The 26,337-nt window shown below is 41.2% G+C and carries 23 protein-coding genes; 18 read left to right on the top strand and 5 right to left on the bottom strand.

The window, feature by feature from the left end:
- The first annotated feature begins 9 nt into the window (after window positions 1-9).
- The 4 genes from A8805_RS07285 (at window position 10) to A8805_RS07270 (ending at window position 3,523) form a co-directional block, all read left to right on the top strand.
- Window positions 10-855, top strand: a complete 846-nt coding sequence (locus A8805_RS07285) for a GGDEF domain-containing protein (protein WP_109709537.1) — start codon at window positions 10-12, stop codon at window positions 853-855.
- A 193-nt stretch (window positions 856-1,048) separates the two neighbouring features.
- A complete protein-coding gene (locus A8805_RS07280) occupies window positions 1,049-1,591 on the top strand; it encodes a DUF6323 family protein (protein ID WP_109709536.1) in 543 nt (180 codons plus the stop codon).
- Between the two features lie 49 nt (window positions 1,592-1,640).
- Window positions 1,641-2,450: a DUF6179 domain-containing protein gene (locus tag A8805_RS07275; protein ID WP_109709535.1), complete on the top strand. Its 810-nt coding sequence runs from the start codon at window positions 1,641-1,643 to the stop codon at window positions 2,448-2,450.
- A gap of 20 nt (window positions 2,451-2,470) precedes the next feature.
- A complete protein-coding gene (locus tag A8805_RS07270; RefSeq protein ID WP_109709534.1) occupies window positions 2,471-3,523 on the top strand; it encodes a lysylphosphatidylglycerol synthase transmembrane domain-containing protein in 1,053 nt (350 codons plus the stop codon).
- 70 nt (window positions 3,524-3,593) lie between these two features.
- Here the strand turns inward: A8805_RS07270 and A8805_RS07265 are convergent, their stop codons facing one another.
- The 3 genes from A8805_RS07265 to A8805_RS07255 all read right to left on the bottom strand — a co-directional run bounded on the left by A8805_RS07265 (window position 3,594) and on the right by A8805_RS07255 (window position 4,864).
- Complete coding sequence (locus A8805_RS07265; protein WP_109709533.1) at window positions 3,594-3,851, bottom strand: spore coat protein; 258 nt, start codon at window positions 3,849-3,851, stop codon at window positions 3,594-3,596.
- Window positions 3,852-3,863: 12 nt separating this feature from the next.
- Window positions 3,864-4,046, bottom strand: coding sequence for a hypothetical protein (locus A8805_RS07260; RefSeq protein ID WP_109709532.1), 183 nt, complete (start codon window positions 4,044-4,046; stop codon window positions 3,864-3,866).
- 95 nt (window positions 4,047-4,141) lie between these two features.
- Entirely contained in the window at window positions 4,142-4,864 is a 723-nt protein-coding gene (locus tag A8805_RS07255; protein WP_109709531.1) for a gamma-glutamyl-gamma-aminobutyrate hydrolase family protein, read from the bottom strand.
- Between the two features lie 132 nt (window positions 4,865-4,996).
- Between A8805_RS07255 and A8805_RS07250 the strand changes: the two genes are divergently transcribed.
- From A8805_RS07250 to A8805_RS07210, 9 genes are all read left to right on the top strand, one after another.
- Window positions 4,997-6,010, top strand: coding sequence for a dipeptidase (locus A8805_RS07250; RefSeq protein ID WP_181392761.1), 1,014 nt, complete (start codon window positions 4,997-4,999; stop codon window positions 6,008-6,010).
- Between the two features lie 125 nt (window positions 6,011-6,135).
- A complete protein-coding gene (gene uraA / locus A8805_RS07245) occupies window positions 6,136-7,398 on the top strand; it encodes a uracil permease (protein WP_109709530.1) in 1,263 nt (420 codons plus the stop codon).
- A gap of 275 nt (window positions 7,399-7,673) precedes the next feature.
- Complete coding sequence (locus tag A8805_RS07240; protein ID WP_109709529.1) at window positions 7,674-10,085, top strand: GH36-type glycosyl hydrolase domain-containing protein; 2,412 nt, start codon at window positions 7,674-7,676, stop codon at window positions 10,083-10,085.
- 15 nt (window positions 10,086-10,100) lie between these two features.
- Entirely contained in the window at window positions 10,101-11,522 is a 1,422-nt protein-coding gene (locus A8805_RS07235; RefSeq protein ID WP_109709528.1) for a phosphoglucomutase/phosphomannomutase family protein, read from the top strand.
- A 53-nt stretch (window positions 11,523-11,575) separates the two neighbouring features.
- Window positions 11,576-13,330 carry a sensor histidine kinase gene (locus tag A8805_RS07230; RefSeq protein ID WP_109709527.1) on the top strand — a complete coding sequence of 585 codons (1,755 nt, stop codon included), beginning with the start codon at window positions 11,576-11,578 and terminating at the stop codon, window positions 13,328-13,330.
- Window positions 13,331-13,424: 94 nt separating this feature from the next.
- Entirely contained in the window at window positions 13,425-14,732 is a 1,308-nt protein-coding gene (locus A8805_RS07225; RefSeq protein WP_109709526.1) for an ABC transporter substrate-binding protein, read from the top strand.
- 120 nt (window positions 14,733-14,852) lie between these two features.
- A complete protein-coding gene (locus A8805_RS07220) occupies window positions 14,853-15,740 on the top strand; it encodes a carbohydrate ABC transporter permease (RefSeq protein WP_109709525.1) in 888 nt (295 codons plus the stop codon).
- Between the two features lie 12 nt (window positions 15,741-15,752).
- Window positions 15,753-16,628, top strand: coding sequence for a carbohydrate ABC transporter permease (locus A8805_RS07215; protein WP_109709524.1), 876 nt, complete (start codon window positions 15,753-15,755; stop codon window positions 16,626-16,628).
- A gap of 86 nt (window positions 16,629-16,714) precedes the next feature.
- Window positions 16,715-17,494, top strand: coding sequence for a response regulator transcription factor (locus A8805_RS07210; protein ID WP_109709523.1), 780 nt, complete (start codon window positions 16,715-16,717; stop codon window positions 17,492-17,494).
- A gap of 116 nt (window positions 17,495-17,610) precedes the next feature.
- Here the strand turns inward: A8805_RS07210 and A8805_RS07205 are convergent, their stop codons facing one another.
- Both A8805_RS07205 and A8805_RS07200 read right to left on the bottom strand, forming a co-directional pair.
- Entirely contained in the window at window positions 17,611-18,150 is a 540-nt protein-coding gene (locus A8805_RS07205; protein WP_109709522.1) for a prolyl-tRNA synthetase associated domain-containing protein, read from the bottom strand.
- 257 nt (window positions 18,151-18,407) lie between these two features.
- Window positions 18,408-19,628 (bottom strand): argininosuccinate synthase, encoded by a 1,221-nt coding sequence (locus A8805_RS07200; protein ID WP_109709521.1) that lies wholly within the window; start codon window positions 19,626-19,628, stop codon window positions 18,408-18,410.
- A gap of 251 nt (window positions 19,629-19,879) precedes the next feature.
- Here A8805_RS07200 and A8805_RS07195 point away from each other — a divergent pair, with 251 nt between their 5' ends.
- The 5 genes from A8805_RS07195 (at window position 19,880) to argC (ending at window position 26,312) form a co-directional block, all read left to right on the top strand.
- Window positions 19,880-20,923 carry a threonine aldolase family protein gene (locus tag A8805_RS07195; RefSeq protein ID WP_109709520.1) on the top strand — a complete coding sequence of 348 codons (1,044 nt, stop codon included), beginning with the start codon at window positions 19,880-19,882 and terminating at the stop codon, window positions 20,921-20,923.
- Window positions 20,924-21,000: 77 nt separating this feature from the next.
- Entirely contained in the window at window positions 21,001-22,179 is a 1,179-nt protein-coding gene (locus A8805_RS07190; RefSeq protein ID WP_109709519.1) for an iron-containing alcohol dehydrogenase, read from the top strand.
- A 629-nt stretch (window positions 22,180-22,808) separates the two neighbouring features.
- Window positions 22,809-23,807, top strand: coding sequence for a glutamate 5-kinase (gene proB, locus A8805_RS07185; protein WP_109709518.1), 999 nt, complete (start codon window positions 22,809-22,811; stop codon window positions 23,805-23,807).
- Window positions 23,779-25,029 carry a glutamate-5-semialdehyde dehydrogenase gene (locus tag A8805_RS07180; protein ID WP_109709517.1) on the top strand — a complete coding sequence of 417 codons (1,251 nt, stop codon included), beginning with the start codon at window positions 23,779-23,781 and terminating at the stop codon, window positions 25,027-25,029. The genes proB and A8805_RS07180 overlap by 29 nt, the downstream gene beginning before the upstream one ends.
- Window positions 25,030-25,271: 242 nt before the next feature.
- Complete coding sequence (gene argC, locus A8805_RS07175; protein ID WP_109709516.1) at window positions 25,272-26,312, top strand: N-acetyl-gamma-glutamyl-phosphate reductase; 1,041 nt, start codon at window positions 25,272-25,274, stop codon at window positions 26,310-26,312.
- The last annotated feature ends 25 nt before the right edge of the window (window positions 26,313-26,337 follow it).

Below are 26,337 nucleotides of genomic sequence, written 5' to 3'. Positions count from 1 at the left end.
AGAATGGGTATGACAAAAGAAGAACTTGTAATATTAATGGGGGAATTGGAAAGAGTGTTCAGCACCGTAAGATTGGTAGATGCATCGCTAAATATAGAATATACGCTCAATGATGCAGGGATGTTAAGGGAGGAGCCATACAAGTGCTATGCAGTGTGGGGGAAAAATGATCGGTGTGAAAACTGTATCTCTGCAAAAGGCCTGACTACAAAAAGTAAAATGACAAAATTTGAATTTATTGATCATGATATATATTATCTTGTATCGATGTATGTTGAAATAGAAGACGAACCGTATATGCTGGAGATGATATCACAGGTTACAGATGAAACGTTGTTTGGAGCATACGGGAAAAATGAATTTGTTACATCTATAACAGAATATAATAGAAAGATGTATACAGATGTCCTGACAGGCGCATATAACCGCAGGTATTATGAAGAACAGCTAGAGGCACTTTGCCAATGGTATGCAATGGCCATGGTAGATGTGGACGATTTTAAACAGATTAATGATATCCACGGTCACGAGGCAGGGGATTTGGCATTACGGGCAATTGCTGATGCCATGTCTTCTTGTGTGGAGGGCAGAGATGCAGTAGTCCGCTATGGCGGTGACGAATTCCTGATTGTGTTCAGAGATATTTCGCAGGAAGGATTTGAGGAGAAACTTGAAACAATAAGAAAAAAAGTGAATGACATTGTTTTGGAATCATTTCCAGATATCCGCCTCTCTGTCAGTATTGGCGGCAAATACAACCCAAGTAAAAGTAAAAATGTGATCCGGGAAGCAGATGCGATGCTTTACAAGGCCAAAATCGATAAGAACTGTGTGCAATGGAAGGCGGATATTTAATTTTAGAGAATAATACATAAGAGGAAATCCTTCCAGATATTTTGTAGCTTTTGGGATTTCCTCTTTGGTGATATTGGCGGTTATTATATTATCTTCTGTAATTATAATACCACAAAATGCCGGTTTTTTCAAGTCTTGTAAAGAATGGCCCTTAGACGTATAATGACTTACTACATGAAAAAGGGGCAATTATATGGAAGAAGAAGTTTTTAAATTTTTGGAGTTAGTCAAGAAACAGGAGGAGTTGGCAGTTCTGTCTTCGTTAAATCGGAAGACGGAAAGACTTGGGTTATCTCTTAGGGAGGAAGAGATGAACGAACTGATGGAGTGCAGAAACCAAAGTTTGAAAATGCATGGCAGAGTTGAGTTTGGATCAGGAATTTTAGACAGATTGATTTATGTGTTTTGTGATTCCCAATATATTAGTCAGCAAAATTATCTTGAAAGCCTGGAAAAACTGCAGGATATATTTTACGAGTTTAAGAATGCCGCATTAGATCTTATGACAGATGATGAAATTCTTACTTTTATGAAAGAGCAGTTTGAAACGGTATGCGCCGGGGACCTGGATTATCTGGAAGGGACGTGTATGGAAAATTTTACGGCAGCAATCCGTGCGGGATATGACGGTTACAAGGAGAGTGGAGGAAGTGGACAATATGAGCAGTTTGACGAGGTGCCCCGCTGGGATAAGGAACTTTACCTGCAGACACTAAGAGAATTGTTTTGGGAGTAACCGGATAAATTTAAGATATAGGCTTAATGAATCTACAGGGGGAATCAAAATGGAATATAAAATGGAAGAATTGCTGCCTGTTGTGGCAAAGCTGTCAAAGCGTTATACGTCAAGTGAGAGTTCGTCTGTTTCCTATAACACTGCAAGGCAGCTCATGGGAGCGGCGATGTATTGCCTGAAAGAATGTGAGGGGGAGACTGGAGATACAATGCTTGAAGGACGTCGCGCGGATAGTCTGACCGCTTATGAAGAAGGGTACCAAATTGTACTGGATAAAGTAGAGCAGGCCAGAAAAACGTATCACCGTATACTTTTGGATTTTGAAGATTTTGGCTGTCAGAATTATAGAGATACTATTATCAAAGGGATGCCTGAATTTTTTCTAAAATATGATGCCAGGTTTGAACCTCAAAATCATATTTTAACATTAGATTATCCTGTACTATACGGTTTAGACAATAAAGAGGGGATAGATAAAATTTTAGACTACTTGAACGAAGCGGAGTATGAGCACCTATTTCTGCAAAATTTCAGCAGGGAAGCTATCATGAACCTATTGGAATTTGTCCGGCCTGATTATGGTGAGCTATATTTTGAAAATATATGCGTACCTGTTCTTATGAGGGCGGCAGCATGTATGATAGCAGATGAGGGGGGTTATCATCTGGAGCTGAGTGAGGAAGGAGAGGCAGAGGCAGCCGCATACTTTTCGGAAATTCACATGGAAGCGGCACAAAACAGGTTTGGCGGGCTGCTGGATATTTTAGAAAAACAGATTATGGGAGGAGCTTATAGGGGTACATTTAAGAATCTTGCACGTGATTTTGCTGTAAGGATTCAAAATGGAGCAAGGTTTTAGGTGAAGCAGGGTGAGAATTATTGAAAGAAAAAAGTAAAAAAATCAAAAACTATGATGTCCTCATAAAAAATATATGGAAACCAGTGTTTCTTATCCTGGTAATTTTCATAGCATACATGGTATTAAAAGATTCCTGGTTCGACATATGGGCTGAGCTGAAGAAAACATCATTTCCGGTGATTGCAGGTGTTTTTTTATGTAGCATCCTATATAATTGTTTTGACGGCGCAGCTATTGCAAAATTGCTGCGCAGTTATGATGACAAATTTCCATGGTATGAAGGGATTCTATGCTCCTTATATTACAGTTTTTTTAGAGTAGTTACTTTTGGCAGCGGAACAGCCGCAGCCGGGATGTATTATGTAAGAAAAAGAGGAATTCCGGTTTCTAGAAGTCTGGGGGTTTTTACTTTGAATTATGTGGTACAGCGTGTCGCTGTCTGTCTGTATTTTATATTCACTTTTCTGGGCAATTACAAGGTGATGAACCACTATTTCAGTAATTATAAAGCCTTTATGATATTCGGAGTGCTGCTGGCAGTTCTGATTGTGACAGCCCTGATTATGGCTTGTATCTGCGAGCCGCTGCATAACTGGGTGTTTTCCCGGTCCGAGAAGATCATAAGGAGAGAAAAACAGAAAAAGAAGATTGTGGAGTGGAGAGAAAACGCTGTTATTATACGCTGTGAGGCAAACCGGCTTTTGAAAAACAAAAAATTACTTTTAGAAATATTGCTGCTGAACTTTTTAAAACTAAGCGCCTGGTTTTTGATTCCGGCTGTTATTTTTTACAGGATGGATTTTTTGAACTTACCACTTCTTATAGGAACCACATCTATGATGCTGGCCCTTGCAGGTGTTATACCAGCACCTGGAGGTGTAGGAGCAGTAGAATTTGTGTTTATATCCTTATTTACACCACTGACCGGAAATGTAGAAGCAGCTTCCGGGATGCTGATATATAGATTTTCGACCTATATATTTCCTTTTATGCTGGGGTCACTTGCTGCTTTGAGGAATTCCAGGCTATTTGGGAAAAAGATTAAAAAAGACACAAATGAACTTTGGGAGTGAATACAAAGGGGGATACTTAACTTCCCCTCTCTGTATTCACTCCCAAAGCGTTGTCTGCTTACACGGCCATTTAGAAGGTTTTAGGCTGTGTCAGGATTGATTTTACATGTTCAACTTCTTGCTGGCTTGCTTTTGCAGCAGGAACGTAATAGCTTTTTTCTCTTGCTATCTGATAAAGTTTTTCCTGTGACATCTCGCACTCATTTCTGATCTGCTTCAAGCATTGCTTTAACTCTTTGTTCTCTGTCTGTGGAATCATGTCGCCAAACATTTTGAGTTCGCCATTCACTCCGACTAAGGCGTCGGATACCATTGTTTTTTCATTCATATACGTCACCCCTTATAAGAATTTCATTAAGTCTTGTTTGTTCTTCATTGCAGAATTAGCCGCATCCTGGAAAAGTTGTTTTATTTCAGGATCCTCGGCCTGAGATGCATAATCAGTCATTTTGCAATGTGTTGTGTCATAGCCGCCAATGAGATGACGTAAGTTTTGCAGATCAAGTATTGAAATATCGGACATAATTTGGCCTCCTTTGAGAAATAATATTTTCGAGATTTATTATGTCCGATAAAGTGAATAGTATGCGCTGATTTTGTTACTAATTTTTTAAAATTTTAATCAGAGGATGCCGGAGGACGCAGCCTGGTATGGAGAATAAATTCTGAGAATAATTCCCTCATTTCAGGGGATGTGCGGTACATACATTCCGGATGCCACTGGACTCCAATTGCAAAAGGATGGGATGGCATTTCAATAGCCTCAATTGTTTTGTCCGTTGCATGTGCACAGGCAACCAGGTTTTTCCCCAGCATTCCGACGGTCTGATGGTGGAAGCTGTTTACCTCCATTCGAGAGCCGATATACTTGCGAAGTTGTGAAGTTTTTTCTACGTGAATTTTGTGACTGACTTCTGCTCTTGAATAAGACTGCTGCATGTGGTTCAGCGGACGGCCGGGCTGCAGGGAAATGTCCTGATAAATAGTACCTCCGCAGGCTACATTAAATACCTGCATACCCCGGCAGATGGAAAAAACAGGTTTTTTGGTACTTAATACAGCTCTCATCAGACGGAGCTGGAATAAATCAAGAGTAATATCCGTTTTGCCAATGCCATTTTTCGGCTCTTCTCCAAATAAAAGCGGTGTAATATCGCCTCCCCCGCAAAAAAGAAAGCCGTCGCAAAAGGTAATATATTCTTGAATCGCGCTGTCTGAACGTATTAAAGGCAGAATAAAAGGAAGTCCGCCGGAATACCGGATGGACTGAATATAAGTGTTGGTTACAAATTGTCTGTCATCCATAAAGCCGCAGACAACTACTCCAATTTTCGGTTTCATAAGCACTCCTTTTCTGGCATAGGATAGTTCAGGCAGAAAGAACACTGCCAGTACACTAGCGTATGTAAAAATGTGGTAAAATATACCTGGTGCAGTGAGGACATTTTGTGTAAGAAAGGAGTACAAAAAATAATGAATTTGGTAGACATGCATTGTGATACAATCAGCGAATTGATGAAAGCTTCGGCAGATGATACCCTTGCCGGGAACAGCCTGAGCATTAGTATAGAAGGAATGGAAAAGGTAGGAACTCTCGCACAGTTTTTTGCCTGTTTTGTAAATGCTGCTTCTTTTGAGGAACCGAAAACATCACAAGACTCACGAACAGCGGGGCAGCAGAAACGGATATCACCGGCAGCATGGGAACGTGCTTACCGGGCTGTAATGAAAATGATAGAAAGAATGGATGGGGAACAAAATGAAAAAGTAAAAATAGCATGCAACTATTCTGAAATCATGGAAAATAAGAAGAGGAGAATCATCTCTGCAGTTAAGACAGTAGAAGAGGGCGGTATTATTTCTGGAAAATTATCGAGACTCGATACTCTTTATCAGGCGGGAATCCGGCTTGTAACCCTGACATGGAATTACGCCAATTGTCTCGGATACCCAAATTCCCGGGAAAAAACAATTATGGAGAAAGGCTTGACAGGATTCGGATTTCAGGCGGTAGAGCGCATGAATGAATTAGGAATACTGGTGGATGTATCTCATTTATCTGACGGAGGGTTTTGGGATTGTATCAAAATCAGCAAAGTACCGATATGTGCATCCCACTCCAATGCAAGGGCACTTTGCAATCATCCGAGAAACCTGACAGATGAGATGCTCCGGGCACTTGGAGAGGCAGGAGGGGGAGCAGGGCTTAATTTCTATCCGCCATTTTTAAGAGAAAACGAGACAGCGGTTCTGGATGACATTGCCCGTCATGCAGTCCATATGATACAAGTTGGAGGAGAAGGCGTTGTGACAATTGGAACCGATTTTGACGGATTCCATAATGAAGACAGGGAACAGTGGATTGGGCATGTCCGGGATATGGGACTAGTATGGGAGGCGATGAAAAAGAGGGGAATTACAGAACGGCAGCTGGATAAAATTATGGGAGAAAATGCATTGCGGATAATAAAGGAAGGGATGAAATAGAAGGAATATGCATCTTCGTTATCTGCCAAAACTCAAGCATTTAAGATATTGCGCCAGGGTAGCAGTAGTGCTATAATGGGAAAGATAAAAAATTTTCAGGAAACGAGAGAGAAGTGGAGGATTATATGGAAAGTAAGAAAATCATTCAGGTGGAAGAGAAAGTTCCATTTAATATGTTGGTGCCTTTGAGTATCCAGCACATGTTTGCAATGTTTGGGGCATCAGTCCTGGTGCCTTTCATTTTTGGAATTAACCCGGCAGTTGTACTGCTTATGAATGGGATTGGAACTTTATTATTTATTTTCATTACAAAAGGAAAAGCACCGGCATATCTTGGCTCCAGTTTTGCATTCCTCGCACCGGCAGGAATTGTTATCAGCAAATGGGGCTATAATTATGCTCTGGGCGGATTTGTTGTGGTAGGACTTTTTGGATGCATTCTGGCATTGATTATTTATAAATTTGGCTCCCACTGGATTGATGTTGTGCTTCCTCCGGCAGCTATGGGACCTGTTGTGGCATTGATCGGTCTGGAACTGGCAGGAACGGCAGCATCCAATGCAGGTCTGAGAGATGAAGTAATTGATATGAAAAATGCCATTGTTTTTCTGGTAACGCTGATGACAGCAGTACTTGGTTCCGTATTATTCCGGAAGTTTTTATCGGTTATTCCGATTCTGGTTGCAATTATTGTGGGATATGTGGCAGCACTTCTCTGCGGCATTGTAGATTTTAATGAAGTCGGTGCTGCAGCATGGCTGGCATTACCAAACTTTGCATTTCCTAGATTCAAATGGGAGGCAATCATCATTATTCTTCCGGTACTTTTGGTCGTTACATCCGAGCACATTGGACATCAGATTGTGACCAGTAAAGTGGTAGAAAGAGATTTAATAAAAGATCCCGGACTTCACCGCTCTCTGCTGGGGGATTACATATCCACCATGCTTTCTGGGTTTGTTGGTTCTGTGCCTACTACAACATATGGAGAGAATATTGGCGTTATGGCAATGACTAAAGTATACAGTGTCTATGTGATTGGAGGAGCAGCGGTGCTCTCTATTGCCTGCTCTTTCATAGGTAAGATGACCACATTAATCAATACAATTCCAGGACCGGTTATCGGCGGTATTTCATTTTTGCTATATGGAATGATTGGGGCCTCCGGTATTCGTATTCTGGTTGATGCACAGGTAGATTATGGGAAATCCAGGAATATGGCGATGACATCTGTAATTTTTGTGACAGGCCTTTCAGGAGTTGCTGTGCAGTTTGGAAGCATTCAGTTATCAGGAATGGTTCTTGCATGTGTTGTTGGTATGTTAATGGGACTGCTGTTTTTTATACTGGACAAGCTGAAATTGACAAATGACAGAGGTGAGGCGTAAGAGTTATACTAATCACAATAAGAGCAGTTCTGCGTTTATTCAGAACTGCTCTTATTGTTTGTACGAAACGTGATACTTTTTTAGGAACCGTACCTAGAATACCAGCTTTTAGGTTGATTCTTTTGATTTTTTAAGGAATATGAAATCCATTTTATTAAATTGACAAAACGATACAAGAAAGGGCAAGATTGAAATATCAGTTTTCTGGCTCAATATGCTAAGATACAAGCAAAGAAAATCTATTTAAACTTATTGTATCTTTAAAGGAGGCATATATGCAATACGGACATTTTGATAAAAAAAACAGGGAGTATGTCATTGACCGGGTTGACCTTCCAACTTCATGGACCAATTATCTGGGGGTAAAAGACACCTGTGTGGTAGTCAATCAAACAGCAGGCGGATATATGTTCCACAAATCACCAGAATACTGCCGTGTTACAAGATTTCGAGGAAATGGCGTACCAATGGACCGGCCGGGGCATTATGTATATCTCAGAGACAATGGGACAAAAGATTACTGGAGCATTTCCTGGCAGCCAGTGGGCAAACCCCTTGAAGAAGCGAAATATACCTGTCGCCACGGAATGTCTTACTCTGTTTATGAATGTGATTATGAAAAAATAAAGGCGGTTCAGAAGCTATTGGTACCTATGGATGAAGATGTGGAGCTTTGGGATGTGACTGTAACAAACGAGGATGAAAAGCCAAGGGACATTAGCCTCTTTACTTATTGTGAATTTTCTTTCCACCACATTATGATTGATAACCAAAACTTCCAGATGAGCCTTTACTGTTCTGGTTCCTCCTGTGAAGACGGCATCATTGAGTATGATTTGTTCTATGAGGAATTTGGGTATCAGTATTTTACATCCACGATAGAGCCGGATGGATATGACTGCCTTAGGGACAAATTCCTTGGGCTATATCACACAGAAACCAACCCGGAGGGCGTTATAAATGGAAAATTAAGCGGGAGTTCAGAACTTGGCAATAACCACTGTGGCTCCCTACAGCATAATTTTGTTATAAAACCAGGGGAGACAATCCGGATTGTCTATATGCTTGGGGAAGGAAATAGAACTGTGGGAAAGCGTATCAGGGAAAAATACCGGAACCTTTCCAATGTAGAGAAAGCATATCAGGATATTAGAGACTTCTGGGATGCGAAACAGAAAAAATTGCAGATTCAAACCCCAAATGAAGGAATGAATATTTTAATTAATACCTGGACGTTATATCAGGCTGAAATCAATGTAATGTTCTCACGCTTTGCCTCCTTTATTGAAGTAGGCGGGAGAACCGGTCTCGGATACCGGGATACAGCACAGGATTCCATGACAATCCCCCACTCCAATCCAGAGAAATGCAAACAGCGCATCCGTGAATTGATGCAGGGCCTTGTATCAGAAGGCTATGGCCTTCACCTGTTTCAGCCGGAATGGTTTGCAGAGGAGGATTCTGTCAAGCCATTTAAATCCCCCACTGTAGTTCCTTCACCAGATAGGGACAGCATTATCCATGGAATAGAGGATGCCTGCTCTGATGATGCCCTGTGGCTGGTTTCTTCTGTTGTGGAATATATCAAAGAGACAGGAGAATTTGATTTTGTGGATGAAATGATTACCTATGCAGATGGGGGAGAAGGCACGGTTTATGAACATCTTACCAAAATTCTTGATTTTTCTTCAAGACAGGTTGGGTTAACAGGCATCTGCAAGGGCCTTAGGGCAGACTGGAATGACTGCTTAAACCTTGGCGGGGGAGAAAGTGCTATGGTGTCTTTCCTGCATTACTGGGCACTTACCAACTTTATCTCCCTTGCAGAGCATTTAAACCGTGATGAAGATGTAGAAAAATATAGTGCAATGGCAAGTCAGGTGCAAAAAGTGTGTAATGAAGAACTGTGGGATGAAGAATGGTTCATCAGGGGTATTACAAAGAGTGGTAAAAAAATTGGAACGGTTAAGGACGAAGAAGGGAGGATTCATTTAGAATCAAACACCTGGGCAGTCCTCTCTGGTGCGGCAACTGGGGAAAAAGGAATACGGGCCATGGACAGTGTGTATACGCATCTGTTTACTCCTTACGGCATCCAGCTTAACGCCCCTTCCTATACAAAACCCAATGATGATATTGGATTTGTAACACGTGTTTATCCCGGCTTAAAAGAAAATGGTGCTATTTTCAGTCACCCTAATCCATGGGCATGGGCAGCAGAATGTGAGCTTGGCCGTGGGGACAGGGCAATGGAATTCTATGATGCACTCTGCCCCTATTACCAAAATGACAAAATTGAGATTAGAGAAGCAGAACCTTATTCCTATTGCCAGTTTATTATGGGCAGGGATCATACAGGATTTGGCCGTGCCAGGCATCCGTTTATGACTGGTACAGGCGGCTGGGCTTATTTTAGTGCAACCAGGTATATACTCGGCATAAAACCGCAGTTTGGACATCTGGAAATTAACCCTTGCATCCCAGGAGACTGGGAAGGATTTCAGGTTACCAGGCAGTGGCGGGGAGCAGTTTATGAAATTAAGGTGGAGAATCCCCAGGGGATTATGAAAGGTGTGAAAGAAATCTATCTTGACGGGAAAGCTGTAGATAAAATTCCTGAAAAAGCACCAGGAACAATACACCAGGTAAATGTCATTATGGGAAAACAGATAAAAGCGGCAAAATAGAAATGGAGGTATCATATGATTAAATTTGGTACAGGTGGCTGGCGTGCAATTATTGGGGATGAATTTACTAAAACAAATATACAGCTTCTGGCGAAAGGTCTTTGCAATAAAATGAAAGCAGAAGAAATTGCAGAAAAGGGGGTTGTCCTTGGCTATGACCGCAGATTCTTAGCCAAAGAGGCAATGTGCTGGGCGGCATGTGTTTTTGCCAGAGAAGGCATCCATGCTTCACTTGTGAATAAATCATCCCCCACCCCCCTGATTATGTTCTATGTAATGAAACATGACCTTCCATATGGACTGATGATTACCGCCAGCCACAATCCTGCTATCTATAATGGAATCAAGATATTTACTGCAGGGGGAAGGGATGCAGATGAACTTCAGACACAGGATTTAGAAGGATATATTGCGCAATTGTCTGCAGAAGATGTAGAAGAGATGGATTATGAAGAGGGGCTGGCTTCAGGTCTGATAGAGGAAATTTATCCATTAAACGAATATCTGGATCATATTATTGACAGAGTCAATATGGATGCCATACGCCGCCGGGGCTTAAGGATTGCTATTGACCCTATGTACGGTGTCAGTGAAACTTCCCTCACCACTATATTCCATACAGCACGCTGTGAGGTTTATACCATCCATGAGCGGCATGACACGTTATTTGGCGGCAAACTTCCCTCTCCATCCTCTGCAACCCTCCATGCCTTACAGCGGGCAGTGAGTGACAGGAGATGCGATATTGGAATTGCCACCGATGGGGATGCCGATCGGATTGGTGTTATTGATAATAGGGGGCGTTTTCTCCACCCTAACGATATTCTGGTACTATTATATTACTATCTGGTAAAATACAAGGGCTGGAGCGGGCCTGCTGTCAGGAATATTGCAACGACTCATATGCTTGACCGGGTTGCTAGAAAATTTGGCCAGGAATGCTATGAGGTTCCTGTGGGATTTAAGCATATTTCCGCCAAAATGAATGCAACCAATGCCATTATTGGGGGTGAATCTTCTGGGGGGCTTACTGTAAGGGGGCATATTAAAGGAAAAGATGGCGTATATGCGGCAGCTCTTTTAGTAGAAATGATTGCTCTTACAGGCAAAAAACTTTCTGAAATCTGCCATGACATTGAACGGGAATTTGGTGCCGCCCACATGGAAGAGGGAAATTACCGTCTCACTTATGAGAAAAAGCATGAAATCCATAAAATACTGATGGAAGACAAAAAGCTTCCCATTCTGCCTGTGGAAATTGATCACGTTTCCTATCTGGACGGAAGCAAAGTATACTTTGAAAACGGTGGCTGGGTAGTCGTAAGATTCTCCGGGACAGAGCCATTGATGCGTATCTTCTGCGAAATGGGCACACTTAAGGAAGCCAGGGAAATCCTTTCCCTCTACGAAGACTATCTGAGTATTACGCCGGAGTAGGTATTTCACAAACTCTTTGTTCTATTGAAATATTAGGAAAAGTGGAGGTTACAATGGAATTAAATAAGAAAAATAAAAAGGAAGTGTCCTTAAAATGGAGCATGATGCGGACTTTAATCCTTTGCTGGGTTATCCCCCTCACCTTGCTGACTATCCTTGTAATTAATTTTGTCTATCACAATTTAAACAAACAGACAGAGCAAACCATTGTAAACTCCATGGAAAAAGCAGTAGAAACCTGTCTTTCAAGAATGCAGGATGCCATTACCGCTTCAAAGAATGCCTCCTATCTTCCCACCGTCCGTGAAGTATACATAAAGCATCAGTCTGGTTATAGCAAACAGAAAACTTATGAAGACATCACCTTATTTTTGAACCAGCAATATCGATTTGATGATCGTTTCCGCAGTACCATGCTGGTTTTCACGGAATTTCCTGAACATGTTTATTACACCTACTCCAATAAAAACAAATCAACCTACTACAATGTCCAGTATTTTGAACAGCATGTCTTAGAGCCGGCAATGGAGCTTTCCAAAGAATTGGATACTAATGTTGCCTTTGTCCCCTTTGAAGAACGGGTGTACATGGTAAGAAACTTGATGACATCTAATTTTAAACCTTACGCAGTCATTGTCATGGAGTTGAATAACGAATCGGTCTTTGAGAGCATCAGTACTATCTGGGGCTACGAGGAAGGAACAATCTATAAAAACGGCAGCCTGCTGTGGGGCTCACCTGAGAACCCATACCTGGCAAGGTATGGAAAGGTGGCTCCCCTAAGTACATATTATAAGGATGACCAGGGTTCCTATGTTTATAAGACAATAAAATACAATCAGGATTACTTAACCTTTGTGGCAAAGTTACAAGATGATGTAATCCTCTATGAAATGGATGCACTGGTTTATATTTTAACATTGTTTTTCCCGCTGCTAATTGCCTTTGTCCTGCTGGTCTTTCGGTTTTTCCACACAAAGATTACAAAACCCATCGTCCAGTTGACCAAAGCCGCTCATCAAATTTCCGGGGGAAATTACGGCACCCAGATACAAAAAATCCAGGGAAGCCAGGAATTCACATTCTTAGGGGAGGCTTTTAATTCCATGTCCCTGGTATTAAAGAATCAATTTGAAAAAATATTCCTGGAGGAATTGGCGCTGAAGGATGCTAATATTATGGCATTGCAGTCCCAGATTAATCCTCATTTTTTAAATAATACCCTGGAAATCATTAATTGGGAGGCAAGGCTGATGGGAAATTATAAAGTAAACGGAATGATTGAAGCCCTCTCCACTATCTTAAATGCCACTATGAACCGTAAGCAGCAGCATCACATTCCTCTGGCAGAAGAACTTTCCTATGCAGATGCCTACTTCTTTATTATATCCACAAGGCTCGGGGAACGTTTTCAGATTGTAAAAAAAATTGATGAGAGCCTTCTTCAGGTGCCTGTCCCAAGGCTTATTATCCAGCCCATCATAGAAAATGCAGTAGAGCATGGAATGAATGGACAGAACCAGGGGATAGTGACCCTCCATATCTTTTCAGAGGATGATAAATTATATATTGAAATTAAAAATAAAGGGCGGCTGTCGAAGGAAGATGAAGAAAAGATTAATACTCTATTAAACGAGGAATCGGATACTGAAAATGAACGCTCCACAAGCCTTGGAATCCGCAATGTTGACAGGCGTTTAAAGATTATTTATGGAAATGACTGTGGGCTTACTATTAAAAATGACAAAGAAGATTCTACAGTCAGCACCATTATAGTCAAATTAAACAAAACAAACACAGACAAATAATAGCAATTAGAAACATTAACCTTTTCACTTTCTTAGGGTATGATAGTAACAGAAGGGAACATAAAAACATTAAAACATTTATAGGAGGTATTTTATGAAAAAGTTATTCGCTTTAATGTTAGCATTTACCATGGTAATATCTATGGCCGCCTGCACTAAGAAAGAGGAACCGGCAGGTTCGGGAGAAGAGACAAAGACTGAAGCGAAAAAGGTTACTTTAAACACGACTACTACTTATGCAGGAAATGATGGGAATGCACAGAATTTCCAGGATGCTGTGGCTGCATGGGAAAGTGAAAGCGGGAACAAGGTAAATGATTCTTCTTCCACTTCCGATGAAACTTTTAAAGCCAGAGTATTGGCAGACTTTGAAACAGGTTCAGAACCGGATGTACTATTTTTCTTTAACGGTGTAGACTCCAATCCCCTGGTAGAAGCTGGAAAGGTAGTTTCCATTGAAGAAATCCGTAAAGAATTCCCTGACTATGCAAGCAATATGAAAGATGGCATGATGGGGGCTTCCCCTGTAGATGGAAAGAACTACTCTGTGCCGGTGAATGGATACTGGGAAGGCATGTTCGTAAACAAAGAAGTATGTGAAGCTGCCGGTGTTGAAATTCCCGGACCAAATACTACATGGGATGAATTCCTTGAAACCTGCCAAAAGATTAAAGATGCCGGATATGCTCCAATTGCTGCTTCTTTAGCAACCGTGCCGCACTATTGGTTTGAGTTCTCTATTTATAATTATTTAACCCCTGCTACACACAATGTACTTCCAGGCAGCATATCTGACGAGCATGGAACCGCTTGGGTGAATGGTCTTAACGACATCAAAGACCTTTATGAAAGAGGCTTCTTCCCTGAAAACACTTTAACAGGTACTGATGATGAAACAGTACAGATGTTTATTGACAACAAAGCAGCTTTTTTAATTGATGGTTCTTGGAAGGTTGGTGGGATTGAAGAGTTAACAAGCAATATTGATAACTTTACAGTTACTTATGTTCCTGGAAATAATGACAGAAAAACAACGGATATCATTGGCGGACTATCCAGTGGATATTATATTACAAAGAAAGCCTGGGATGATCCGGACAAACGAGCAGCAGCAGTTGATTTTGTCAGCTATATGACAAGTGATGAACTGGTTTCTAAATTTGCGGAGGTTTCTGCAACTGCATTAAAGAACGGAAGCCAGGTTGATGAATCTAAATTAACTTCTTTAGCAAAAGATGGACTTAAATTAGTGCAGGGTGCTACGGGAATGGCAAGCGCGATACAAGACCAGATTCCGGCAGAATCAAGAGTTCCAATCTTTGATGGCATGCCTAACTTAGTAACTGGTAAGAGCGATATAAAAGAATCTGTACAAGAAGTTTTGGATTCATTGGCTAAATAGAGATCAAAAAATGAATAGATAAAATGGGGCTGCTGCACAGATCAACCTGAATTTTGCAGCGGCCCTTACTTTACAGATTATCCTCTATGAGCAGATATCTGCACAGAAATGGAGCAAACTATGACATCTCATATTTATAAAAATAAAAAACGAATTATTTTTTTCCTTGCACCGGCATTTTTGTTTATCTTTGTATTCCTGTACTATCCTTTTATCAAAAACATTTTCAATAGTTTTCAGGAAATCAGTGGACTTGGCTCCGCATCAAAAGGATGGGCAGACCCATGGTACAGCAATTATACCATGCTGCTTAAAGACACCAATATGTGGGTTGCATTCCGCAATACACTGATTATGCTGGTAGTAACCGTATTCGGACAGGTAGGGATTGCACTTTTGCTCGCACTTCTTACAGACCGTATTACCTATGGAGCCAAATTATTCCGTATTGTTTATTTCTTCCCCATTGTTATTTCTGCAACGGCTCTGGGGCTTTTGTTTAACCTGATTTTCCTCTATGACAAAGGCATGATTAATCAAATCCGTGAGATTTTTGGTGCTGCAGCATTGGTTGATTTTAAAAGCAAAGGGATTGCTTTGTTTACCATGATGGCGCCGGTGATGTGGCAGTATGTGGGGTTTTACTTTATTATCCTTGTAACAGGGCTTAATAATATCTCTTCTGACTTGTATGAAGCCGCTGCAATTGACGGTGCTACTTCTTACCAGCAGGTAAAATTTATTTCGCTGCCCCTGCTTCGCAATGTAACCTGTACTTGTATTATACTCGCAGTTACGGGGGCATTAAAAGTATTTGATCTTCCCTGGACTATGTTCCCAAAGGGACTGCCAAACGGGGAAACCTGGCTTACTGGAACCTATATGTATTACCAGGTATTCAATGTAAATGACGTAGATTACAGTTCAGCCATAGCTGTTGTAATTGTAATACTGGGTATTCTGTTATCAAAGCTTGTAAACACTATTTTCAAAGAAAAAGAATTTTAGAGGAGGGTTGCTATGAAAGCTATTGCAATAAACAAGCAAAAAAAAGTTTCTTTAGGGCAATCCATTATCCTTCTTTTATTAAGTATCTGGGCCTTAACTACAATTTACCCTATTATATGGGTGGTGTTAAATTCATTTAAGGACAGGAGGTTTATCTTATCCAATTCCTTTGCCCTTCCTTTAGGGGAAATCTTTACCTTAGACAATTACAGATTGGCATTTGAACGTGTCGATATCTTAAGTGCATATAAAAACAGTTTGCTTATTTCCACCAGTGTAGCTGCGGCTGTAATATTACTCGCCGGTCTTGCCGCCTATGTATTGGCTCGTTACGAATTCAGGCTAAAGAAACTCTTATATAATTTAGTCATTGCAGGCATGATGTTCCCCGTGTTCTCTACCATCATCCCGGTATTTCAGATGCAGTATTCCTGGGGGATTGTAAATACCAGCAATCTCTTTCTATCTCTGCTCTCTACAGCGCTTCCCCAGATTGCGGGAAACTTATCCTTTGCCATTGTGGTGCTGATGGGATATATTAAGAGTATTCCCATAGAGTTAGAAGAGGCTGCGTATATAGAAGGAGCCAATATCTTTCAGATTTTTTTTAGAGTAATTGTACCTCTTACTAAACCATCCTTTGCAACAGTTGCTATTTTTTCATTCTTATGGAGTTATAATGACTTATTTACTCAGATGTTCTTTCTGCGTACCAAAACACAATGGGCAATCACAGTCCTGCTAAATCAGCTGACATCCCAGGAAGGAACCAACTATGGACTTATGGCAGCAGCAGTAACCCTGGTAGTGATTCCGATTTTAATTGTATATATTTTCTTACAGAAATACATTATCAAGGGAATGATCTCGGGAGCAATAAAAGGGTGAGACGGCAAGTGAATCTGCCGGATTTACTTGCTGCACTGCGGATGTATGTTATAATTCTAAATAGGAAAGTCCGGGAGGGGGATTGGATGTACAAAGTAGTTATCGTTGATGATGAACCTATTATTGCCAGGGGATTAGCCCAGGCTATTCCATGGGGGAAATATAACTGCCATGTGGCAGGCACTGCATTCAGTGGAAGGGAAGGATTAGAATTAATCCGGAACCAACAGCCAGATATACTGATATCGGATATTAAGATGCCGGGAATGGATGGGCTGACTATGATTGCCAGCATTAAATCACAATACCCCAATATCCAAATCTGTATTCTCACTGGATATAGGGATTTTGATTATGCCCAGCGTGCTATATGCCTTGGAGTTACCCGATTTTTATTAAAGCCGTCAAAAATGGATGAATTGCTGGATACACTGGAAGTAATGATAACAAACCTTTCAGGTTCAAAGGCGAAAGAGAGCGGTGATTTAGGAAAAAAGGAAGATAACGAAGAGAAAGCGCATCCGGAAGAAAATATCTCAGGCAGTTTTATTGTAAAAAATGCCCTAAAGTATATGAATAAAAATTATCAACAAAAAATTATGCTGTCAGAGGTTGCCGAACAGATATATGTAAGCCAGTGGCATCTAAGCAAGCTGCTCCGCAAGTACACAGGGCAGAATTTTTCGGAAATACTAAACAAAATCCGCATTGAAAAGGCAAAACAGATGCTAGACAATCCAGCACTTAGGATTGGGGAGATTGCAGAAGAGGTAGGGTTTTCGGACGTGGCTCACTTTTCCAGGGTATTTAAAAAGATTGTAGGTATTTCTGCAAATGAATACAGGAATACAGTATTATCAAAATAAAATTACACCACTGTGTATGGGTATATTGATTAACAGAAGAACAAGATACAAGAAATACCCTGATGGCTGAACGTGGCTTTTGCTATGTTCACCATCAGGGTATTGTCTATCAATAATTAAAATTTGATGATTTTACATGTATGCTTTGAATATGGCAATAAAACTTTTAGTATATCGTCCGTTTTCACCTTCATATATCCTGTTGTTGTCCCATCGCTGCATCCATAGTATTCATTATCTGCAACATCCTGGTCAAAGATTACTTGTATGGTTTTCTCCCAATCTGCAAGTGTACTGAAAACGGTTGCGGCTCCAATTTTTGTTCTTAATATTTCTTCGAACAATTCCTTTGGTGCAAATGAAACTCTGGAAATACCAAGTGTCTCACAAAATCGTTTTGTATCAAATGGCTTTTCACCTGTTGTAACAAAAAGATAAAACAAGGTTTTCTTTTTGTTGCATAAAAATAAAGTTTTAACCATTTTCATATTCAGTTTTTCATTAATCAGCACGCAATCATCCATTGAAATCGCTTCATCTGTCTCTACTCTCTCAAAAGGTATTTTAAGTTGTCCAAGCACTTTATATACTTCTTCCTGTAACTGAGTTGTAAATTGTGCCGGAGCCACCTTAAAAATCTCACTTATATGAAACATATCAATCTCCTGTTCTTATTTTTATTGGATATTGAACGTTAAGTACAAGTAAAATGTATTACCTTTTCATACCACTAAGCGCATAATACATTGAAATGTACTTAACACTTAGTGCGGGGAGGCAGATTTGCGTTTGATGTAAATATACCGGTTGTACAATAATTTGACATATCAATCTCCTTTCTTTATTATTCATTCTGGTTACACTCGGAGCCGCCCTTTCGGACGGCTCGAAGTTAAATTATACTTAATTCCATTTATTTTTCCAGTTCCTGCATTTTCATAGCACGGACTTTCAGCGGCAGACCGAACAGGTTAATGAATCCTTCAGCATCGTGATGATCATACAATTCACCAGTTGTAAAGCTGGCCAATGATTCACTGTACAATGAGTATGGAGAAGTTGTTCCTGCTTTTATGATATTTCCTTTATACAGTTTGAATTTTACTTCACCTGTCACATACTGCTGTGTTACATCTACAAATGCCTGAATTGCTTCACGAAGCGGTGTAAACCACTTTCCTTCGTAAACAATCTGAGCAAATTTGCTGCCCATATCCTTTTTAACTTCATGAGTAGCACGGTCCAAAACCAGTTCTTCCAGCTGGTCATGTGCTTCCATCAGGATTGTTCCGCCGGGAGTCTCATACACCCCGCGTGATTTCATACCAACAACGCGGTTCTCCACAATATCTACAATACCGATACCGTGTTTTCCGCCAAGAGTATTCAGTTCTGAAATGATTTCTGAAACCTTCATTTCCTTTCCGTTCAGGCTCTTAGGTATGCCGGCTTCAAATGTCATAGTGACATACTCTCCTTCATCCGGTGCTTTTTCAGGAGAAACGCCCAGGACTAATAAGTGATCATAGTTTGGCTCGCTGGCCGGATCTTCCAGTTCCAGGCCCTCATGGCTGATGTGCCACAGGTTGCGGTCGCGGCTATAGCTGTGTTTCGCATCGAAAGGAAGGTCGATTCCGTGCTGGTGGCAGTATTCGATTTCATCTTCACGTGACTGCATAGTCCATACATCTGTCATTCTCCAGGGAGCAATGATTTTGAGGTCAGGAGCAAGGGCTTTGATTCCAAGCTCGAAACGAATCTGGTCATTTCCCTTTCCTGTAGCACCATGGCAGATAGCAGTAGCACCTTCTTTGCGGGCAACCTCAACCAGTCTTTTCGCAATGATAGGACGTGCCATAGAAGTTCCCAGTAAATATTTATTTTCATAAACTGCACTTGCTTTTACACACGGCATAATGTATTCATCGCAAAATTCATCAATAATATTCTCTATGTATAATTTAGAAGCACCTGATAATTTTGCTCTTTCTTCCAGTCCGTCCAGTTCGTCACCCTGTCCGCAGTCAATACAGCAGCAGATAACGTCATAATCGAAATTTTCCTTTAACCATGGGATGATTGCGGTAGTGTCAAGTCCGCCTGAATATGCTAATACTACTTTTTCTTTACTCATTTTCATTTGCCTCCTAAATGCATTTCATTCTATAAGATATCACATACTATACACCACATTTTATAATTATGCAACAGCAAACATAAAAAATTTCGTTTTATGCATAAAAACTAAATAAATATACATAAAAATGTTCTGAATATGCAACTATCATGTATAAATGGATAAAATGAATATAAGGGTGAAAGATATGGAAAACTTTTCTTATTGGTAGTATAATCATATTATAACTGACAGTAAGGAGCATAAATATGATTTATTTTAACTGTGACTACAATGAAGGTGCTCATCCACAAGTGCTGGACATGCTGTGTGAGACGAATATGGAGCAGACAGACGGATATGGGGAAGATATCTATTGCAGCAGGGCACGTGGTGTTATTAGAAAACTATGTGGGAAGGAAGAGCTGGATGTGCATTTTTTGTCCGGAGGGACGCAGGCAAATCTCACAGTAATTACGGCTGCGCTGCGGCCTCATCAGGGAGTGCTGGCGGCTGAAACGGGACACATAAATGTGCATGAAACCGGAGCGATTGAGTCCTGCGGACATAAGGTGCTGGCAGTACCGTCTAAGGATGGAAAAATGACTGCCGGGCAGGTGGAAGCTGCGTATCGAAGCCATATAGAAGATGAGAGCTTTGAGCATATGGTACAGCCTAAGCTGGTATATATATCCAACCCGACAGAATTGGGGACCATTTACAGCAGGGCCGAACTGGAAGCATTGTCTGTGGTCTGCAGAAAAAATGGGCTATATTTGTTTATGGACGGGGCGAGGCTTGGGTATGGGCTGACGGCAGAAGGGAACGACCTGGATCTAGATGTAATCTCCAGTTTGTGTGATGTTTTCTACATTGGCGGTACAAAAGTAGGTGCCTTATTTGGGGAAGCTGTGATAATTTCGAACCCTGTACTTCAGGAAGATTTCCGTTACATTATAAAGCAGAAAGGAGCTCTTCTGGCAAAAGGAAGACTTCTCGGTGTACAGTTTCTTGCACTTCTGGACAAGGGCCTTTATTTTAAAATTGGAAAGCGGGCAAATGACCTGGCAGAAGAAATCCGCAGGGCATGCAGGAAGGCAGGATATCCGTTTTTCGTTGAAAATAATACAAATCAGATATTTGTAATAATGGACGATGAAAAGCTGGATAAGCTTCGAGAGAAATATGCATTTTCCTATCAGCAGCGAGTGGACGAGTCTCACAGTGCAGTGCGTTTTTGTACCAGTTGGGCGACTACGGAGGAAAATGCGAGAAAACTTGCAGAAGATATACTGGATGGAAAAATTGAATAAAGAGCAGGCATTAGAGGCCATGAAAATATGTCACATTCACATCATAAGCGAATAGAATAAGAAAGGAAGAATAGGATATGAATAATTTTGAATATTATACACCCACGAAGGTGGTTTTTGGAAAAGGAACAGAATTAGAGACCGGAGCGTTGATTCAGGGGTACGGCTGTAAGAAAGTGCTGGTTCATTATGGCGGAGGAAGCGTGAAAAGGTCCGGGCTTCTTGACCGGATTTGTCAGTCTCTGGAGTCATCAGGCATCGCGTATATTACACTGGGAGGTGTTGTACCCAATCCTCACCTGTCCCTTGTCTATGAGGGAATAGAACTGTGTAAAAAAGAAGGAGTCGATTTTATTCTGGCAGTTGGAGGAGGAAGTGTTATCGACTCTGCAAAGGCCATTGGATATGGCGTAACAAATCCGGGGGATGTATGGGACTTCTATGAGAAAAAGAGGGAGGCAGAGGCATGCCTGCCTGTTGGAACGGTTCTGACTATTGCAGCTGCAGGCTCAGAAATGAGTGATTCTTCTGTAATTACCAAGGAAGATGGATGGATAAAAAGAGGATACAGCAGTAATTTTTCCCGGCCTAAATTCTCAGTTATGAATCCGGAACTGACTATGACTTTGCCGGAGTATCAGACGATGAGCGGCTGTGTGGATATTATGATGCACACAATGGAGCGTTATTTGAACCGGGTGGACAATATGGAGCTGACAGACGGAATCAGCGAGCATTTAATTCGTACTGTAATGAAAAATGCTCAAATCCTTCTGAACGAGCCTAAAAACTATGAAGCAAGAGCAGAAGTGATGTGGGCTGGAAGTCTTTCTCATAATGGGCTGACCGGATGTGGTACGGACGGGGGAGACTGGGCCACACATCAGATAGAGCATGAGCTGGGCGGTATGTTTGATGTGGCTCACGGTGCAGGTCTGGCGGCAGTATGGGGAAGCTGGGCAAGATATGTTGTTTCGGAAAGGCCGGAACGTTTTGCACAGTTTGCAATAAATATAATGGGAGTAGAAGCATCCGGCAGTGACATGGAGACCGCCTTAAAAGGAATTGAGGCGATGGAGAATTTCTACCGCTCTGTAAATATGCCCACATCTCTGAAGGAGCTGGGAGTAGAGCCAACAGAAGACCAATTGAAAGAAATGGCAGAGAAGTGCAGCTACTGGGGTAAGAGAACGATTGGCTGTGTAAAAGTCCTGGATGGGGAAGATATCTATCGGATTTATCAGGACGCAAAGTGAAAGACCCCGTAGCAAGCGACTGGATATCATATTTGTAGCTCAGCGAGCTACGAGGTCTTTGACTCCACGGGCAGTCGCCAAATGTACATGCAAGCATGTCCACTTGGCTCGTTGCCTTCGCGAGAATAAAAAAACTTGACAAATTATAAAATATAAGTAAAATAAGACGAAACAGGAGAAACTACAGAACACACAGAAATGATTGGAGTTGTAGTCATGAAAGCAAAGCATAATAGTCTTGACATCATGAATCAGTTTAATCATAATCTGCCGCTTGCCGACAGTGTTGTTTTTGTGCCGTGCGTTCCCAGTCCCTTTGGGGTATATGCATAGTATAAAAATGAATATTGTCAGTTAAGAGGATATCGTTGTGCTGATCGTTTGATATGGATAGAATGCAAAGGATGGAGGTGTAGCAATATACTCCCATCCTTTTTCTGTAGAATACCTTTATAGGAGGAAGTTCTACGGTGGCGAAATGAAACGGGAGAGACGGGGAAAGAGTATCCGTCTCTCCTTTATTATAAATTTTTCCCATATGCATTCTTAAAAATTTGCAGAACAGAACTGTAATTAAAAATATAACGGTTAGTATTTGGAGAAGATTAAATTGAGAAAGGTGAAGAGCTATGGAAAGAAAAGAAATTTTAGAAGGAAAGAAAAGAATTGTAATTAAAGTAGGAACAACTACGATTACACATGATGAAACGGGGAATATTAATTTAGATAAGCTGGAGAAATTTGTGAGAATTCTAATCAATCTGAGGAATAAAGGCAAAGAAGTTATTGTTGTTTCTTCTGGAGCTGTAGGAATTGGAAGAAATGTACTGGGACTGGAGAAAAAGCCTGGTAACGAGGCAGCGAAACAGGCATGTGCTGCTGTAGGGCAGGGAAGACTGATGATGATTTATGAAAAATTATTTAATGAATACAGCCAGCTGACTGCACAGATTCTGCTGACGAAAGAATCTATTACTAACGAAGAGTGCAGAAAGAATGCCAGACAGACTTTTGATGAGCTGTTCCGTATGAATGTGGTTCCAATTGTAAATGAAAATGATGCGATTTCTGTGGATGAACTGTTCTATGGAAATTTTGGAGACAATGACACGCTGGCAGCATATGTGGCAAAACTGGTAGATGCGGACTTGTTGATTTTGATGTCTGACATTGAAGGGCTGTATACCGATGATCCAAAGAAGAATCCAAATGCCAGATTCATTCATACGGTTGCGGGAATTGACAGCCACTTGGAGCAGATGGCAAAAGGAACATCAGGTGAAATGGGTACCGGCGGCATGGCGACTAAAATTGCGGCAGCTAAGATTGCCACTGCCTCTGGGGCAGATATGGTAATTGCGAACGGAGAGAATATTTATTCAATCAATGACATTATGGCAGGCAAGAAAATAGGTACTTTATTTTTATCTAATGAGCATGACCAGGAAGCGGGGTATGAACTGTCTCCTGAGCGGGTACAATACCGGAGACAGGCGAAAAAGCAGAAAAAAGAGAGCCAGCGGGGCAGCCACGCAAAGCAGTTGTACTCCATGGACCTGGAAACTATGGAAACTTCGATAAGCGGGATAGGAGGAAGTTATGAGCAGTTATATGGAAACGTTAGGTAGCCGGGCGAAGGCTGCATCAAGAGAGGCTGTAACGCTGAGTGCGGAAGAGCGTAATAAGGGATTATTATTTGTGTCCGAAGAATTATGTCACGAGATGGATGCTATTTTGCTGGAAAATCAGAAGGATATACATGCAGCAGAAGAAAACGGAATGAAAAGTTCTCTTCTAGACAGGCTGCTTCTGACGGAACAAAGAATTACAGACATGGCAGCAGGCCTGCAGCAGATTGCAGCTTTGGAGGATCCTGTGGGGGAAGTTCTCTCTATGAAAAACAGACCCAACGGCTTGAGAATCGGGAAACGCAGAGTACCCATAGGAGTGGTGGGGATTATATATGAATCCAGACCAAATGTAACTGCAGATGCATTTGGCCTGTGTTTTAAAACAGGGAATGCGGTGATTCTCAGAGGCGGGAGTGATGCAATCAACTCGAATAAGGCAATTGTACATGCTGTAAAGGAGGGGCTGCGCAAGGCAAAGCTGCCTCAGGATTTGATTCTGCTTGTAGAGGACACGGACAGAGAGACAGTATATGAGATGATGAAGCTGCACGACTATATAGATGTGCTGATTCCAAGAGGAGGTGCCGGGCTGATTTCCAGTGTAGTCCAAAACAGTACAGTTCCTGTGATTGAAACCGGAACCGGAAATTGTCATATTTATGTAGATGAGTGGGCGGATCTGAATATGGCAGTAGATATCATTGAAAACGCTAAGACACAGAGAACAGGGGTATGTAATGCCTGTGAATCTCTTGTTATACATGAGAGAGCAGCACGTCAGGTAATTCCCATGATTGTAAACCGTTTGAAGCTGCATCAGGTGATAATACGGGGAGATGAAAGAGCGTGTGCTTACAGTGAAGAAGTCCTGCCTGCTCAGGAAGAGGATTGGGGGACGGAGTATCTGGATGCCATAATTTCTATAAAGGTAGTAGATTCATTGGAGGCTGCGGTCAGCCATATCAACAAATATAATACAGGGCATTCTGAGGCTATCATTACTGAGAACTATAGAAATGCACTCCGTTTTCAGGATGAGGTGGATGCCGCTGCCGTATATGTGAATGCGTCTACCCGTTTTACAGATGGTTTTGAGTTTGGCTTTGGAGCAGAAATCGGAATCAGTACTCAGAAGCTGCATGCAAGAGGACCTATGGGGTTAGAAGCTTTGACTACGTATAAGTATATTATTTTTGGGGATGGACAGATAAGAAAATAAAAATATAACAAATGGCACTTGCATAATATTCATTAAAGATGTATAATTATGCAAGTGCCATTTTTGATATCTTCTTGAACGTTAGCAGTTCAAGAAGCATGTCTTTTTGAACATTAGTAGTTCAAGAAGTATAACTGCTTGGCAAAGTATTTACTTTACTTCATAATTGAAGTGATATACTATTGAAATAAAGCAGAGCGGGCCAGGAATACTCGTTTTAACTGGGAAAGGAAGTTACACATATGATTAAAGTTGGAATTATCGGATCAACAGGATATGCAGGCGGAGAGCTTGTGCGGCTTTTGACAGCACATAAACATGCAGAAATTGTATGGTATGGGTCAAGAAGCTATATAGATAAGAAATATGCAGATGTATATAGAAACATGTTTGAGATTGTAGATAATGTCTGCATGGATGACAATATGGAAGAGCTTGCAGAGCGGGTTGATGTTATATTTACAGCAACTCCCCAGGGATTGTGTGCTTCTCTTGTGAATGAAGAAATTTTGTCAAAAGTAAAAATTATAGATTTGAGTGCAGACTTCCGTATTAAAGACGCAGCTACATATGAAAAGTGGTATGGATTGGAGCATAAAAGTCCTCAATTTATAGAAGAAGCTGTATACGGGTTGTGTGAAATTAACCGGGAAAAGGTGAAAAAAGCCAGACTTGTGGCAAATCCGGGCTGCTATACTACCTGCTCTATCTTAACAGTATATCCTCTGGCAAAAGAAGGGATGATAGATATGGGTACACTGATTATCGATGCAAAATCAGGGACTTCAGGAGCCGGCAGAGGTGCAAATGTTTCGAACCTCTATTGTGAAGTGAACGAGAATATTAAGGCATACGGTGTGACTACACACAGGCACACTCCGGAGATAGAGGAGCAGTTAGGATATGCGGCAGAAGAGGCGGTTGTGTTAAATTTCACCCCTCATTTAGTGCCTATGAACCGGGGAATACTTGTCACCGGATATGCAAAGCTTACAAGAGATGTCTCTGACGAAGAAATAAAAGCAATTTATGATAAATATTATGCAGATGAGAAATTTATCCGGGTATTGGAAAAAGAGTTGTGTCCTGAAACGAAATGGGTGGAGGGAAGCAATTATGTAGACATCAATTTCAGAGTTGATAAAAGAACCGGACGTATCATCATGATGGGAGCAATGGATAACCTGGTAAAAGGTGCAGCAGGCCAGGCGGTCCAAAATATGAATCTGATGTTCGGACTGGGAGAAACAGAAGGACTTGAACTTGTACCGATGTTTCCATAGTCCATACAATACAGATATTGAGGTG

Origin of the sequence: Faecalicatena contorta (assembly GCF_003149105.1) — a bacterium.
GTDB lineage: Bacteria > Bacillota > Clostridia > Lachnospirales > Lachnospiraceae > Muricomes > Muricomes contortus_C.
The sequence above is the reverse complement of the archived record's forward strand: the minus strand, read 5'-3'. Positions and strand labels throughout refer to the sequence as shown.